Origin of the sequence: Methylobacter sp. sgz302048 (assembly GCF_052162025.1) — a bacterium.
Lineage (GTDB): Bacteria > Pseudomonadota > Gammaproteobacteria > Methylococcales > Methylomonadaceae > Methylobacter.
On the sequence record NZ_CP197401.1, the window covers coordinates 148430 to 163751 of the forward strand.

The window sequence follows — 15322 nt, forward strand, 5'->3', positions numbered from 1 at the left end:
AGAAGCGGTTTTGAATTTACAGCCAGCCGGACTTTTTCAGGCGGATATACAGCAGCACGCTGCCAAAACCCACGCCGCCGATCACAATCGGATAACTGAATGGCCAATCCAGTTCCGGCATATGCCTGAAATTCATGCCGTACCAGCTGAAGACCATGGTCGGTATCGCCAGGATCGCACCCCAGCCGGCCAACTTCTTGACGACTTCATTCTGCCGCACCGTTTCAAAGTTCAGATGCACCTGCATCGCTGCGATCAACATTTCGCGCATGCTGTGAATCGCCCGATCGATGCGCTTGATATGATCGGCAACGTCGCGGAAATAAACGCTCACCTCTCTGGGAATAACATGGCCATGAAGGTGCATCAGCTCATTGCAGATATCGATGACCGGCGTAATGGCGCCTTCCAGCTGCAACAGTTCGCGTTTCAGTTCGTACAGGCCTTCCATAGTCTGCCGGCTGGGCCGGTTTTGAAAAATCGCCGACTCCAGCACATCGAATCGCGCCTGCAAACCGTCAATAACGGGCGAATAGTTGTCGACGATGAAATCCATGATCGCATACAGCGCGAATCCCGGGCCCTTGGCCAATTGCTGCGGCATGGCCTCGCAGCGCTCTCTGACTTTGCTGAGGCCGTGCGAAGCGCCGTGCCTGATCGTGACTAAAAAACGCGGTCCCACGAAAAAATGCGTCTCGCCGAATTCGAGTTGATCTTCCTGGAGCAGGGCGGTATGCAGCACCATAAACAGCGAGTCGCCGTACTCCTCGATTTTCGGGCGCTGATGCGCCGAATCGGCGTCTTCGATGGCCAATTCATGCAGGCTGAATTCCTGCTGGATTTTAGCCAGCAGTTCGCTGTTCACCTCATGCAGGCCCAGCCAGACGAATGTATTGTCCCGTTTCAGCACTTCGCTGATGGCTTCGATTGTTACCTTGCCGATACTGACGCCGTTTTGATAGGCCACGCAGTTCACGATCATGCTGTTATCGATTTTCTTGGTCAAAACCGGCTCCTGGCTTTTTAGAAATAGTAAGGGTTGGCGTGCCTTGCATTAGCCATCCTGACACGAATCCGGACGGGAAAACGGTAAAAACTGCAGGTCATGCCGTTTCTGTGGCTTTGGCAACCCAAGCTACAGCCATCCTTTGCGTTTAAACAGCCAATAAGGCGCAATGCCCGAGAGAACCATTATCGCCAGCGAACCCGGGTAGCCCCATAGCCACTTCAATTCCGGTATATGTTTAAAATTCATCCCGTAAATGCTGGCGATGAGCGTAGGCGGCATGAATACGACGGCAGCAATGGAGAAGGTTTTGATGATTTTATTCTGTTCGATGTTGATAAATCCCATGGCCGCATCCATCAGGAAGTTAATCTTGTCGAACAGAAACGTGGTATGGGACAACAGGATATTCATGTCGCGCATGATGTCATGAGTGATTTCATGCAATTCGCGCTCGTCGCGCAAATGCCGCTGCAGAAAAGCCATGGAACGCTGCGTGTCCATAAGACACAACCGGATTTTGCCATTGCTGTCTTCAAGCCTTGTCAACTGGTCGATGGCGTCTTCGTAGTCGGCATTGTCTTCTTTAAGAATCTGATGGCTGACCCGTTCCAGTCCTCCGAAAATATCCTCAATGCCGTCGGCCAGATTTTCCACTTTTTGCTCGAAGATGGTTATCAGAAGCGCTTTCGGCGTGGCCACTTCAACCTGTTTTTGCCGCGCTCTCATACGCAACAGGCGAAAATCCGCAAGATCAAGTCCATCCCTTAATGTAATCAGGCGCTCGGGCTGCAGGATGAACGCGACAGAGATGGTATGAAAGTCGCCTTCGCTTTGGGCCAGAAACAGCGAATGGACATGGATGCCGTTCTGATCGGCAAAATAACGGGCTGAAGCCTCGATTTCTTCTACATCGATGGATTTTGGCAACTCGGTCAGCAGCAATGTCTGCAATTGACTGCGCTCCTCCAGGCTGAGATTATGCGCGTCGATCCAGTCGGCATCGATTATCATTTGGTTGGGCGTGTCCTTGGTTTGATATTCCTCGGTCAGGACTCCGTTTTTAATTTTATATAATCTCGGCATTACTTTATCTCTACAGCTTTTATATTCTGCAAAAGTATACACTGTGGCGCTCTATCGGCTCACCTGTTCGCTTCTTGATGATGAGCAAAGAGATAGTTGTTGGCTGGCTATTTATTCCGTCGCCAGCCGGTAGCAGGCGTCGGCCTGGTCGATAACCACCGAGACAACCTGTGCATCCAGGGTGCCTTGCTCCACACGCTCCTTCAGGTATTTGATGATTTCGTCTACTGGCAGCCTCCCACGGTACGAACGGTGCTGCGCAAAAGCCTGGAAAATGTCGGCCACGCTGACGATGCGCGCTTCCAGATCGATCTCTTTGGGCACGCGCTTGAACGGGTAACCTTCGCCAAGCAGGTTTTCATGATGGTAACCGGCCCAGACCGGTATCGGCGTCTGGCCAAACACGCGCCGCAGTATCCGATAGCTGTCGTAGCTGTGCCGGCGAATACAGGCGTATTCGCGCACAGTCAGCTTGCCCGGCTTTTCGATAATGGCTTCGTCGACGCGCAGCTTGCCGATGTCGTGCAGCAGTCCCGCGATTTCGATCAGGTCCAGCTCCGTCCCTGTTTTGCCCAGGCGCTCGGCCAGGTAGCGCGCGATTTTGGCGACGCGTTCGGAGTGTTCTTCGGTGTAGTGGCTTTTGGCATCGACGATGCGGGAGAACAGCAGTGCCAGCGCGCGCACATCATCCAGATTCAGCATAACCTGAGCCTGATGGCTGCCGAATTCGGCCAGCTCTTCGTCCAGATATTCCGGGTCCATGGACAGCCAGAAGGCTTCTTCGGCGGCGGCATGGGCGAAGGCTTCAACCAGTTCGGGCGCAAACATGCGGCCGGCCTGCTTTCTGGCATAGTCGACGATGGCCGGGCATTCCAGCAGGATCTGCTCGGTGCCGATAAAAGGCAACTGCAGCATGTCGGCACGGTCGGCAAGGTAGATCAGGTTGGTGCGCAGGCGCGTGGATTGATCCAGAGGCGCGTCCTGTAATAGCTCCCAGCGCGTATGATGATAGCGGATGTCGGTGGCCAGATGGGCCAGCGGCGGGCAGGCCCGCAGGTAGGCTTCGCCGCGGATGCAATGCGCCTCGGCGCCGTCCCACTCCAGGGCTTCGGATAAATTGCGGTGTTCCTGCGCTCTGGAGACGCCGCAATCGTGCAGCATGCCGGCATGGAGCAGCGTCAGGCAGTCGGCCTTGTTCCAGCCCAGTTCCAGGGCCACATTCTTGGCCATGATCGCAACGCGCTTGCCGTGCTTGACTTCGTCGATGCCGACCAGATCCAGCGAACTGCTTAGGGCCGTGACGGTGTTATGTAGATCAATTTTCAGTTGTTCCATGGCGGTACTCATTCAAGTCGATATGTTAATCGGTTTTTTGACAGCTGGAAGCCGAAATCATTCATGGAGCGGCTGTCAGCTGAAATTTTCTGAAGGCATGAGCCGGCGCCGGTCAATTCACCTGCAATACCAGCAGACTTCCCGCTATCATGACCAGGCTCGCCATCAGCCTGCGGATCACATGGGGTTCATTGAAGATTCGGTAACCAAGGAAGACCTGCAGCAGCATGCCAAGCTGAAATAAGGCCAACGCATAGGCGATCAGCATTTGCGACAGCAGCACCAGCGTCAGGTATTGCATAACGAATACCGTCAGGCCGGCTGCCGCAATGGGCAGGGCATGCGGTTGCGAATTTTTAATGTTGTCCGCCAGCCGTTCCGTTGTCAGGAATGCATTGGCCAAGAGGATCAGAGGCAACCCGAACAAAGACCAGAAGATCAGCGTCTCCAAGGGGCCGGAATGCTCGAGCGAGCCTTTCAGGAAAACCGTGCCGATGGAAAACAGCAGAATGGAAAGAAATCTGGCCTGTACACCGCGATCAAGCCATAGCTGGGCGAGTCGATTCTGCATCGTGCCGGTTGAAGGCGGCAACAACAGAAAACTGCCGGCGACGATAATCATGATCCCGGCAAAGCCTTGCAGCGTCGGCACCTCGCCCAGAAAAACGAGTGCAAACAGCATGGAAACAATGACTTTATAGGCATTAAGCGGCCCGAATATCGACAAATCGGTTTTGGACAAGGACATGACCATAAACATCCAGCCGCCGACATCGAACAGGGCGGCCAGCAGCACATTGATCCAGAATGACGGGCTCAGATGGGCAAAGGCGGTATTGAAAAAGAACAGCAAGGAGAGCACGGCCAGCACGGCATAGGTTGCGGCGACAATGTAAAACGGATGCAGGCCGTGATGCGACAGCTGTTTCTGAAAGACGTTGGACGCCGATGACAGCAGCAGCCGGCCAAAAACGAAAAAAATTTCCAAAAGCGGTTTTCCTTTATGAATCTTGAATGAGGCGAGGGGGCGCATTCTAATGGGCATTAGCGCTAAATGGAAGTGCATTGGCCGGCGTTTTGCAGGATTTGTTGACCAAGCGTAGGCGCTCTAGGCGACACAGCGAGGCGCGTCACTCGCGGGAGCGTGATATGATCGACCAAGAGACTGGCGGCGCAAAATGGCTCATAATGCCGCCCCGACCACTGTTGAGGAGCATCAAGAATGCATTGTCCGCTGTGCCGGCATGACCGCATCGTTTTTTATTACCGGGATGCGCGCCGCGCCTATCATCAATGTAACCGCTGCCATTTGGTTTTCGTGCCGCCGCAGTATCGCCTGTCGCCGGAGGCGGAGAAGGCGTACTACGATCTGCACCGCAACGATCCGCGCGATGCCGGTTACCGCAACTTCCTTTCGCGGGTTTTCATTCCCTTATGCGAGCGGGTGCCGGCGCCGGCGAAAGGTCTGGACTTCGGCAGCGGACCGGGGCCGACGCTGTCGCTGATGTTTGACGAGGCGGGCTACGACATGGCCATCTACGATCCCTACTATGCTACCGATACTGCGGTACTGCGCCAGCGTTACGATTTTATTACTGCCACTGAAGTGGTGGAGCATCTGTTCCTGCCCGGCGAGACATTGGCAATACTGCTGGCGCTGCTGAGGCCGGGCGGCTGGTTGGGCTTGATGACAAAAATGGTCATTGATCAGGCCGCCTTCAGCAACTGGCACTACAAGCAGGACCCCACCCATGTGTGCTTTTTCTCGCGCGAGACGTTTATCTGGTGGGCGAATCAGGTAGGCTGTGAGGCCACTTTTGTTGGAAACGATGTGATTCTGCTGCAGAAACTTGGCCGGGACAATGACGGAGCGCTGCAGTGACTCGCATCATTTTGCCCGCGAACCCGGTGGACGTGCTGACCCAAAGTAGGCGCTCCAAGCGACGCAGCGAAGCGCATCACTCGCGATTGATGAGCCTTTTTACGTTGGCAGCATCCTATTGATTACGCACCCTATTGCGTGAGGTTTATGCCGAAAATTGGGGTAACGGCATCGATTTGCTGTATGGGGCGGCAGGCGGCTGACTCGAAAGATGCGGTTCGTGCCTCACCGCATCCTGTCGCGCTAAATACCTCTTTTTCGCAAGCTTTAATAAAGCATAACAGGTCTTTCTGTCATCTTAACCTGTTACACAACTCATCAAAAGCAAAGTAGGGTACGCACCGCGTACCTTTTCAATGTGTTCCGAATCCCTAGCCTCAAAAAGGTACGCGGTGCGTACCCTACAAGGCTGATGATGGCGGCTTGCCGAAGCAAATCCACCTTACGGGTTTCACCTCGGCATCAGCGCGAACACACCCCAGCCCAGGTATTCACGCGTGTAAGCGGCGTAGCGCTCGGGTTCCGAAGTCAGTTTGGCTCGAACATCTTTCGCGAGCTCGTCGTCGGGATTGGCTTCAAGCCATCGGCGCATGGTGAGCCATTTGGCCGCCTCGTATCTGTCCCAGCCGTCCTGGTCAGCCAGAACCATTTCAACGACGTCGTAGCCAAAGTGGCCGAAAGACGCGAGAAGTTCTGGAAGCATGAGAAAGTCGGAGATTGAGTTGGCAAGACACCCCTTGGCAACCTCTTCCGTCGGCGGTAACTGCCGCCAGTAGGGCTCGCCGATGAGGATGATTCCTCCGGTGCGCAGGCTCCGCGCCAGAAGCTCGATAGTGCCGACGACTCCACCGGCGATCCAAGTGGCACCGACACAGGCTGCAACATCGACCTTCTCGTCAGAGACATAGCCGGCAGCATCGCCATGGATGAACTTGACTTGATCAGCGACGCCGAGTTCTACAGCACGGAGTTTCGCTTGCTCGGTAAACAACTGGCTCATGTCGATGCCGGTGCCGATGATGCCGTGATCGTGTGCCCAGGTGCACAGCATCTCTCCCGAACCGCTGCCGAGGTCGAGCACTTGGGTCCCCGATTCCAGACGCAACGCCGCGCCGAGAGTGGCGAGCTTTTCGGGTGTGATCGGGTTGTGGATGCGGTGAGCACTTTCAGCGATGTTGAATATTCGTGGGATGTCCATTGTGGAAAATCTCCTTATGGGCGTAAATAGATTCGGTCAGGGCCTAATGTGAAGCAAAGTAGGGTACGAGGCTGTGAAAGTATTCAGAATTTCTCTCTTTGATGTCTATATGTTGTTATAAACAAATATAAAATGCACAATATATTGTGGTTAAAATTTCAAAAAACGAATACTTTCACAGTCTCGTACGCACCGCGTATCTTTTCAATGCGTTCCGAATCCCTAGCCTCAAAAAGGTACGCGGTGCGTACCCTACAAGGCTGAAATTTTAAGTAACTCTTCAACTGTCAAGCCAATATCTTTAGCGATTTGCCGCAGTAAAATTGGTGAAATATCTCGTCCTGCATGAAATGGCACGGTTGTGCATCTACCGTCTGGATGGCGGAATTGTTTATGTGAGCCGCGTTGTCGGATTTCAGTAAATCCTAATATTTCGAGCAAAGCGACAACTTCGCGAGGTTTAAGAACCGGTACGTTTCCCATGCTTAAGCGACGACTACATTTTGGGTTCCAACAAACTCGGCTTCGAGTATTGGCTCACCATCCTCAAGTAGCATTTCAATGACTTCCCGAAGATTTTGATTAAGCTCATCCAATGATTCCGCTTGGCTATGTGCACCTGTAAATCCAGGAATGAAACCCACATATAATCCGGTATCGTGACATTTTTCAATAATTGCTGTGTAAATTTTCATATTGATCTAACCTCTTTGAATGTCAATTGGAATCCAAGCCGAATTTCCCTCGCTTGGATTTTATGAACAGAATTTCGTCATGTAATCAGCCGAATTTATATCATTATCACTGGTTTTCAAATCATCTGACATTAAATGTTCCAAATCTCGCGGCGCAATAGCAAAGTAGGGTACGCATCGAGTACCTTTTCAATGTGTTCCGAATCCTTAGCCTCAAAAAGGTACGCAGTGCGTACCCTACAAGGCTTGGTGAGGCCACATTCACAGTCTCGCATCGAGTTCGATCGACTTTACCGCGACTTGCCGTCGGATGATCTGCCCTGTGTTTCGATTTCGGACCTTGAATTTCAGCATGACTTTCTCGGATCTGCCGTCCCGCTGCACGTCTTGATCCGAGACGTACAATTCCGGGTCAATGAGTTCACTTTTGAACTTTGGAGCGATCCTCATCTGCACGGAGAAAATCAGCCGAATTACTCCGTCACCATTTGGTTGATAAAGAATTGGTTCAGTCGATCCTATGATGGCCTGATGATATGCAATCATCGCTTGATCTTCCGCCATCTGCTGTTTAAGGAAGTGGCCTTCCTCAGGAGTGAAGGTGATGAAGTGAGTTTCATAGCCCGTTGGAACTTGAAAGGGCGCCCCATCAACTGAGATAGCTACTGAATAGCCCTCAGCATCGTAGGTGAGCTTGATGGCCTTTCCGAGCGGGACAAAGTCTGCTGGTCCTATGAATACTAAAAAAGATACCGGCCCATCGCCCGAATCGGATAGATCAAGCACAGCATCTTCTTCGCTTATCTGGTCTGTGTACAGGTCCAACTTATCAAGTGCGGGAACGCGGTAGCCGTAGATACAAGAAGCACGGGTAGTACGAGTAAGTGGCTCGATGAAGATCTTCCGACCATTTTCGTGGTAGTTCACACGCCCCGACTGGTGAATCGTTATCCGCTTGCTCTTGGGGAGCGGCACCTCAAAGTTAACTTGTTGCGGTACTTGCTTTCCCAGCTTTGTGCTCCATGAAGCGCGTGAAGCGCTTACACCTTCCCTCCGCACTACTAAGGTGAGTGAGCCGTCTCTATCACTGGATTTGAGAACGAAGAACCTTCTCAGATACCCCTTATGCTGTACGAGAATTCGCATAGAATTGCGGCCTAACTATTAAGTAGACACCTTTTCAGGTGTATATAAAATTGAAATCGCAGGTGTATAACGCCACTCTCGCAATCCGTTAGGCATGATTCTATAGTCGTCACTAAATTGATAGCAACCGTTTTATGCAAACTGAAAACACGCCGCCAAAATTCTTTGATCGAGTCTACGAGCATATACGGAAGTACTTTACCCTGACTGGATAATATCGTGCGCGTTAAGGAATGGGCATAAAACAACTTCTTCAAGCAGGCGGAGGATTTTCCGGTATGGATGCGGATTCGCCTACCAACAGTAGGCGCTCTAGGCGAAGCGCCTACTGTTGGTATCCACGCAGTGCGAATCAATTCGCACCTACTATTTTCTGATTTATTCCATGCCCATTACTTAAGCAATCTGCTGAACGCCGTATCAGCCCTGTTCCGACGCAAGGCGCGCAATTGCCTGCTTTACCAATTCGCTCAATTCACTGCCGTCTTCCCGGTAGTACTGGATGATTTCCTTGCGCATTCTTGGTTCCCAGGATTTCCGCAGGTGGTCGAAAACGCCTTCTACGGCCGCTTCCTTGTCGGGATCGGAATTGAAGAAGTTGCCAATATCGTTGGCCATTTTTATCAGTCTTGCTGTGTGATGCATGGTTATTACAATAAGGTAGGGTAAGTCGTGTGAGTTAAACGTTCGGAATGGGTGTAGACGACATGCTGGTCGTTACGCGCGAAACCTACCAGCGTCAGGCCGGTATCTTCGGCCAGGCGGATCGCGAGGCCGGTCGGAGCGGAAATGGCTGCCAGCAGTGTGATGCCGACCGTTGCCGCTTTCTGGACCAGTTCATAGCTGGCGCGGCTGGTCATGATCAGAAAACCGTCGGCCGGATTCTTGCCGGAACGCAGCAGGAGTCCGATCAGCTTGTCCAGCGCGTTATGGCGGCCGACATCTTCACGCACATGCTGTATGCCCTGTCCCGGCACAACCCAGGCAGCGGCATGGACTGCGCCGGTCAGCTGGTTCAGCGTCTGCCTTTCGCGGAGCTGGTCCAGTGCGCTGCAAAGCTCCGTTGCCGGTACGGCCAGTCTGCCGTTCACGGGGTTGGTCGGGCGTATGGCCTGATCCAGATTGTTGGAGCCGCACAAGCCGCAGCCGGTGCGACCGGTCAGATTGCGCCCTTTATCGGCCAGGCAGCCAAAGCGCTGTTCGGTGATCTTGACACGCACTTCAATGCCGTTGGAACGCTGGTACACGCGCGTTGAAAGCACTTCATCCGCCCGCTGCACGATGCCCTCGGTGAGGCTGAAGCCGAGGGCAAAGTCTTCCAGATCTTTCGGTGTCGCCAACATCACGACATGGGGCATGTTGTTATAGATCAGTGACACCGGCGCTTCCTCGGCAATGTAATCCAACTGCCGGGAGCAACTATTGCCTTTCCAGCGCTCAACGGTACTCTGTTGATAACTGGGCCATCCGAGTTCCAGATTTGAAGGCAACGTTTGCATGGTCCTTCCCGTTACTAATGCTGGGCTGCTTTATCCAGCAATTGCAACTGTTCTTCGGTAAAGTCCTGGTAGCTGCGCTGCCATTCCGAAGTCTGGCTGACTTTGGCGACCTGCACTGCCGTAACCTTGTACTCAGGGCAGTTGGTTGCCCAATCCGAGTTATCCGTCGTGATAACGTTGGCGCCTGATTCCGGGAAATGGAAGGTCGTATAGACGACGCCGGGCTGGACGCGGTCCGTAATCAAGGCGCGCAGCACAGTCTCGCCCGCACGGCTCTTGATGCCGACCCAATCGCCATCGTTGATGCCACGGTCTTCGGCGTCATGCGGATGGATTTCCAGACGGTCTTCGGCATGCCAGGCGACGTTGTCGGTACGGCGGGTTTGCGCGCCCACATTGTATTGCGACAGGATGCGCCCAGTGGTCAGGATCAGCGGGAACATCTGGGTTGTACGTTCCTGAGTCTGCACATATTCAGTCACCATGAACCGGCCCTTGCCGCGCAGGAATTCATGTTCGTGCATGGTCGGCGTGCCTTCCGGCGCTTCGTCGTTGCACGGCCATTGTACGCTGCCCATCTGGTCAATTTTCTCGTAACTGACGCCGGTGAAGCTGGGTGTCAGCCTTGCGATTTCATCCATGATTTCGGACGGATGGCTGTAGTTCATCGGGTAACCCATGGCGTTAGCCAGCAGTTGCGTGACTTCCCAGTCTTGGTAACCGGCCAATGGCGCCATGACTTGACGCACGGGCGAGATACGGCGTTCGGCATTTGTGAACGTACCGTTCTTTTCCAGGAAAGACGAGCCGGGCAGGAACACGTGCGCAAACTTGGCCGTTTCGTTCAGGAACAAATCCTGTACGATTACGCATTCCATTGCGCGCAGGGCTGCATGCACGTGCTTAATGTCCGGATCTGATTGCGCGATGTCTTCACCTTCGACATACAAGCCTCTGAAGCTGCCGTCCAGTGCCGCATCGAACATGTTCGGAATACGCAGGCCCGGTTCGGATTCCAGCGTAACGCCCCAGTTTTGTTCAAATAACTGCCGCGTTGCCGTGTCGGATACATGGCGGTAGCCGGGGAATTCATGCGGGAATGAACCCATATCGCACGAGCCCTGCACGTTGTTCTGGCCGCGCAACGGGTTGACGCCGACGCCGACGCGTCCCAGGTTGCCTGTCGCCATGGCCAGGTTGGCGATGCCGATAACCATGGTCGAGCCCTGGCTGTGTTCGGTTACGCCCAGACCGTAATAGATGGCGCCGTTAGGGGCCTTTGCATACAGTCTGGCTGCAGCGCGGACTTCAGCAGCCGGTACGCCGGTGATGGCTTCGGATGCTTCAGGCGAGTTGCGCTCTTCGGCGACGAAATTTTTCCATTTGTTGAAGGAAACCATATCGCAGCGCTCTTGAACGAATGCTTCATCAACCAGGCCTTCATTGACCACGACATGGCCCAAAGCGTTGATCAATGCCACGTTGGTGCTGGGGCGCAGTTTCAGGTGATGGCTGGCTTTGACATGCGGGCTCTTGACTAGGTCGATCTCACGCGGATCAGCTACGATCAGCTTGGCGCCCTGGCGCAGGCGTTTTTTCATTTGCGAGCCGAACACTGGGTGGCCGTCGGTCGGATTAACGCCGATCACCATGATGACATCAGCTTGCATGACCGAATCGAAGTTCTGTGTACCGGATGACTCACCAAAGGTTTGCTTCAGGCCGTAACCGGTCGGGGAGTGGCACACGCGCGCGCAGGTATCGACGTTGTTGTTGCCGAAGCCGGCACGGATCAGTTTCTGCACCAAATAAGTTTCTTCGTTCGTGCAGCGGGATGAAGTAATGCCGCCGACCGAATCTTTGCCATAATTGGCCTGGATGCGTTTCAGCTCGGATGCAGCATAGCTGATCGCTTCTTCCCAGCTGACTTCCTGCCATGGATCCTTAATGCTTTTACGGATCATCGGCTTGGTGATGCGGTCTTTGTGGGTTGCATAACCGAACGCGAAGCGGCCCTTGACGCAGGAATGGCCGTGGTTGGCCTTGCCGTCCTTATCGGGAACCATGCGGATGACCTTGTCGCCCTTCATCTCGGCTCTGAACGAGCAGCCGACACCGCAGTAAGCGCAGGTTGTGACGATGGCGTGTTCAGGCTGGCCTTGTGCGATGACGGATTTTTCCATCAATGTCGCGGTCGGGCAGGCTTGTACGCAGGCGCCGCAGGAGACGCACTCGGAATCCATGAAAGGCTGGTTCTGGCTCGGTGAGACTTTGCTGTCGAAACCGCGTCCGTCCAGCGTCAGAGCGAAGGTGCCTTGGGTTTCTTCACAAGCTCTGACGCAGCGTGAGCAAACGATACATTTGCTGGGGTCAAAGCTGAAATAAGGGTTGCTGTTGTCTTTTTCGGCCTTCAGGTGAGTTTTGACCGGGTTGTAGCGCACTTCGCGCAGGCCAACCGCACCGGCCATATCCTGCAGTTCGCAATCGCCGTTCGATGAACAGGTCAGACAGTCCAGCGGGTGATCAGAGATATACAACTCCATGACGCCGCGGCGCAGGTCGGCCAGCTTGTCGTTCTGTGTGGTGACCTTCATGCCTTCGCCGCAGGGCGTCGTACACGAGGCCGGATAGCCGCGGCCGCCTTCCACCTGGACCAGGCACAAACGGCAGGAACCGAACGGCTCCAGGCTGTCGGTTGCACACAGTTTAGGAATTTCAATACCGATAGAGGCCGCCGCACGCATGACAGAGGTGCCGGCCGGCACTGTGGCCTTGAAACCGTCGATTTCCAGTGTGACCATTTGGTCTGACTGACTGGCTGGAGTGCCAAAATCTTTTTCGAATTTAGACATAATCTTTTCCTTAAAAGGGTTAGGCCGCGTTCGCCTGATCATGATCGCCGAAATCTTCGGGGAAATGATTCAGCGCGCTCAGTACCGGATAAGGTGTCATTCCTCCCAAAGCGCAGAGAGAACCGTTCAGCAGCGTGTCGCAGAGATCGCGCAGCAGCGGAATATTTTTGCTCAGGTTGTCACCGTTGATGATCTCATCCATGACTTCTGTGCCGCGTGTGGAGCCGATGCGGCACGGCGTGCATTTGCCGCAGGATTCGGCCGCGCAGAATTCCATGCTGTAACGAGCCATTTCGGCCATGTTGACGGTATCGTCAAACACGACGATGCCGCCATGGCCCAGTACCGCCCAGATGGCTGAGAACGCTTCGTAATCGAGCGGCGTGTCGAATTGTGATTCAGGCATGTAGGAACCTAAAGGACCTCCGACCTGCACGGCCCGAATCGGACGGCCTGATGCCGAGCCGCCGCCGAAATCGTACAGCAGTTCGCGTAAAGTCAGGCCGAATGCGCTTTCAACGAGGCCCGGGTGTTTGATATTGCCTGACAGCTGGATCGGCAGCGTGCCGCGCGAGCGGCCCATGCCGAAGTCGCGGTAATAATCGCCGCCCTTGTCCAGGATGATGGGCACGGAAGCCAGGGAAATGACGTTGTTGACGACCGTCGGCTTGCCGAACAGACCGCTGATGGCCGGCAGTGGCGGCTTGAAGCGGACTAAACCGCGTTTGCCTTCCAGGCTTTCCATCAATGACGTTTCCTCGCCGCAGACATAAGCGCCGGCGCCGATGCGGACTTCCAGGTGGAAACTGTGGCCGCTGCCCAGAATGTTGTCGCCGAGATAACCGGCTTCATAGGCTGCCGCGATGGCGGCGTTCAGGGTTTGTTCGGCATGCGGATATTCGACGCGCAAATAGATGTAGCCTTGCGTTGCGCCGACGCCGAGACCGGCAATCGTCATGCCTTCGACCAGCACGAACGGGTCGCCTTCCATGATCATGCGGTCAGAGAAGGTGCCTGAGTCGCCTTCGTCGGCGTTGCAGATAATGTATTTTTGCTCGGCCGGCGTATTCAATACCGTATTCCATTTGATGCCGGTAGGGAACGCTGCACCGCCGCGGCCGCGCAGGCCGGAATCGGTGACATGCTTGACGATATCGGCGCTGTTCAGGGCCAGCGCGTTCTTCAGGCCGCGGTAACCGTCGTGCTTGATATAGTCATCCAGGCTGATGGGGTCCGTAATGCCGACGCGCGCAAACGTCAGACGCTGCTGGCGTTTGAAATAGTCCAGTTCTTCCGTGAGGCCGAGATTCAGCGCATGTGCGCCGCCGTTCAGGAAATCGGCTTCAAAAAGGCCTTCGACATCGCTTTTCTGAACCGGGCCGAAAGCTACGCGGCCTGCTGCCGTCGCGACTTCAACCATCGGTTCCAGCCAGTACATGCCGCGAGAGCCGTTGCGCACGATATTGACTTCAAGCCCCCGATTTTGTGCCTGTTTTGAAATAGCGGCAGCGACCTGGTCGGCGCCCATGGCAACGGCGCAGGAATCGCTCGGAACGTAGACAGTGATGCTCATAAGGAAGACTCCAATTCGTTGACGATCTCGTCAAAGCGGTCATCAGTGACGCGGCCGTAAACGGCGTCATCGATTTGCATGGACGGAGAACGGGCGCACAGGCCGAGGCAGTACACAGGTTCTAGGGAGAACTTTCCGTCGGCCGTGGTTTCATGATAGTCGATGCCGAGCTTGCTTTTGACGTGGCTCTCCAATTGCTTGCTGCCCATGGCCTGGCAGGACTCGGCGCGGCAGACATGCACGGTGTGCTTGCCGGGCGGCGTCTGGCGGAAATAGTGATAAAAACTGATAACGCCATGCACTTCGGCACGGGAAAGATTCAGTGCCTTGGCAATTTCTGGAATGCTGTCGGCAGGAATGTAACCTAGCGCGTCCTGCACGCTGTGCAAAATCGGTAAAAGCGCTCCGGGCTTGTCTTTTAAAGAGGCGATAGCGTTCCGTACCGCTTCTTGGTTACCGTTAAGGTCTGTCATGTTGGTCTCGCTGTATTGCTTTTCGTCTCGGAAAATGATGACAAGAATACCATATTTTGGACTCTTAGTAAAAATCAAATAAAAATAACAAATTATGTAAATTCATTGTGGTTTTAGGTTTATTGCCGTAACGATTCTGTAAGATATAGATACTTTTGCTATGCAATAGATCCTTACACAAGCGTAATAGATTCTTATAAACAAGCTAAAGATTATTAGCAATCAAGCTCAGCCCCAACTGTAGATGGATGAATAGCAACTATGAAAATAAAACATAATTTTGCATAATCAACCGAGCTTTAACCTTTATCGGTTGAGTTGGACGCAGGCAACTTCGTTATCTCATTTCATCAATATTTAATAAATAAATGGGAGCATAAGCGTTTGTCCGGAGTGGCGATCGCGCCACATTGCGGGGAAATGGCTGTTCTCCAGACATTTTATTTTTGACTGATACAAAACATTAGATCGATTTTTGAAGAAGCAATATGCCCGGCAGGCGCTTACAGCCGAGTTCTTCTGATTATTCGCTGGCTTGAGCCCAGTGTTTCGGCTTGATCATGCGCCGGCGCGATTA

General features: G+C 53.7%; 14 protein-coding genes. 1 reads left to right on the forward strand and 13 read right to left on the reverse strand.

Annotated elements, in window-relative coordinates; genetic code table 11:
* Positions 1-16: 16 nt before the first annotated feature.
* The 4 genes from corA (ACTNE6_RS00730) to ACTNE6_RS00745 form a co-directional block, all read right to left on the reverse strand.
* Positions 17-982 carry a magnesium/cobalt transporter CorA gene (corA, locus tag ACTNE6_RS00730; RefSeq protein ID WP_442499724.1) on the reverse strand — a complete coding sequence of 322 codons (966 nt, stop codon included), beginning with the start codon at positions 980-982 and terminating at the stop codon, positions 17-19.
* 153 nt (positions 983-1135) lie between these two features.
* Entirely contained in the window at positions 1136-2092 is a 957-nt protein-coding gene (gene corA / locus ACTNE6_RS00735) for a magnesium/cobalt transporter CorA (protein WP_442498271.1), read from the reverse strand.
* 111 nt (positions 2093-2203) lie between these two features.
* Entirely contained in the window at positions 2204-3427 is a 1224-nt protein-coding gene (locus ACTNE6_RS00740; protein WP_442498272.1) for an HD domain-containing phosphohydrolase, read from the reverse strand.
* A 112-nt stretch (positions 3428-3539) separates the two neighbouring features.
* Positions 3540-4415 carry an EamA family transporter gene (locus tag ACTNE6_RS00745; RefSeq protein ID WP_442498273.1) on the reverse strand — a complete coding sequence of 292 codons (876 nt, stop codon included), beginning with the start codon at positions 4413-4415 and terminating at the stop codon, positions 3540-3542.
* 234 nt (positions 4416-4649) lie between these two features.
* Between ACTNE6_RS00745 and ACTNE6_RS00750 the strand changes: the two genes are divergently transcribed.
* Positions 4650-5309: a class I SAM-dependent methyltransferase gene (locus tag ACTNE6_RS00750; RefSeq protein ID WP_442498274.1), complete on the forward strand. Its 660-nt coding sequence runs from the start codon at positions 4650-4652 to the stop codon at positions 5307-5309.
* Between the two features lie 451 nt (positions 5310-5760).
* On the opposite strand, the gene ACTNE6_RS00755 is transcribed toward ACTNE6_RS00750, so the two are convergent.
* The 9 genes from ACTNE6_RS00755 to ACTNE6_RS00795 all read right to left on the reverse strand — a co-directional run bounded on the left by ACTNE6_RS00755 (position 5761) and on the right by ACTNE6_RS00795 (position 14745).
* Positions 5761-6507: an SAM-dependent methyltransferase gene (locus tag ACTNE6_RS00755; protein ID WP_442498275.1), complete on the reverse strand. Its 747-nt coding sequence runs from the start codon at positions 6505-6507 to the stop codon at positions 5761-5763.
* 252 nt (positions 6508-6759) lie between these two features.
* Positions 6760-6990, reverse strand: a complete 231-nt coding sequence (locus ACTNE6_RS00760) for a type II toxin-antitoxin system HicA family toxin (RefSeq protein WP_194972298.1) — start codon at positions 6988-6990, stop codon at positions 6760-6762.
* A gap of 2 nt (positions 6991-6992) precedes the next feature.
* Positions 6993-7202, reverse strand: coding sequence for a type II toxin-antitoxin system HicB family antitoxin (locus ACTNE6_RS00765; protein WP_194972299.1), 210 nt, complete (start codon positions 7200-7202; stop codon positions 6993-6995).
* Positions 7203-7463: 261 nt separating this feature from the next.
* Positions 7464-8129 (reverse strand): hypothetical protein, encoded by a 666-nt coding sequence (locus ACTNE6_RS00770; protein ID WP_442498276.1) that lies wholly within the window; start codon positions 8127-8129, stop codon positions 7464-7466.
* Between the two features lie 639 nt (positions 8130-8768).
* Entirely contained in the window at positions 8769-8966 is a 198-nt protein-coding gene (locus ACTNE6_RS00775) for a formate dehydrogenase subunit delta (protein ID WP_194971613.1), read from the reverse strand.
* Positions 8967-8998: 32 nt separating this feature from the next.
* Positions 8999-9847, reverse strand: coding sequence for a formate dehydrogenase accessory sulfurtransferase FdhD (fdhD, locus tag ACTNE6_RS00780; RefSeq protein ID WP_442498277.1), 849 nt, complete (start codon positions 9845-9847; stop codon positions 8999-9001).
* Between the two features lie 14 nt (positions 9848-9861).
* Entirely contained in the window at positions 9862-12699 is a 2838-nt protein-coding gene (gene fdhF, locus ACTNE6_RS00785) for a formate dehydrogenase subunit alpha (protein ID WP_442498278.1), read from the reverse strand.
* 19 nt (positions 12700-12718) lie between these two features.
* Positions 12719-14272: a formate dehydrogenase beta subunit gene (locus ACTNE6_RS00790; protein ID WP_442498279.1), complete on the reverse strand. Its 1554-nt coding sequence runs from the start codon at positions 14270-14272 to the stop codon at positions 12719-12721.
* Positions 14269-14745, reverse strand: coding sequence for a formate dehydrogenase subunit gamma (locus ACTNE6_RS00795; protein ID WP_194971617.1), 477 nt, complete (start codon positions 14743-14745; stop codon positions 14269-14271). The genes ACTNE6_RS00790 and ACTNE6_RS00795 overlap by 4 nt, the downstream gene beginning before the upstream one ends.
* Positions 14746-15322 lie beyond the last annotated feature (577 nt).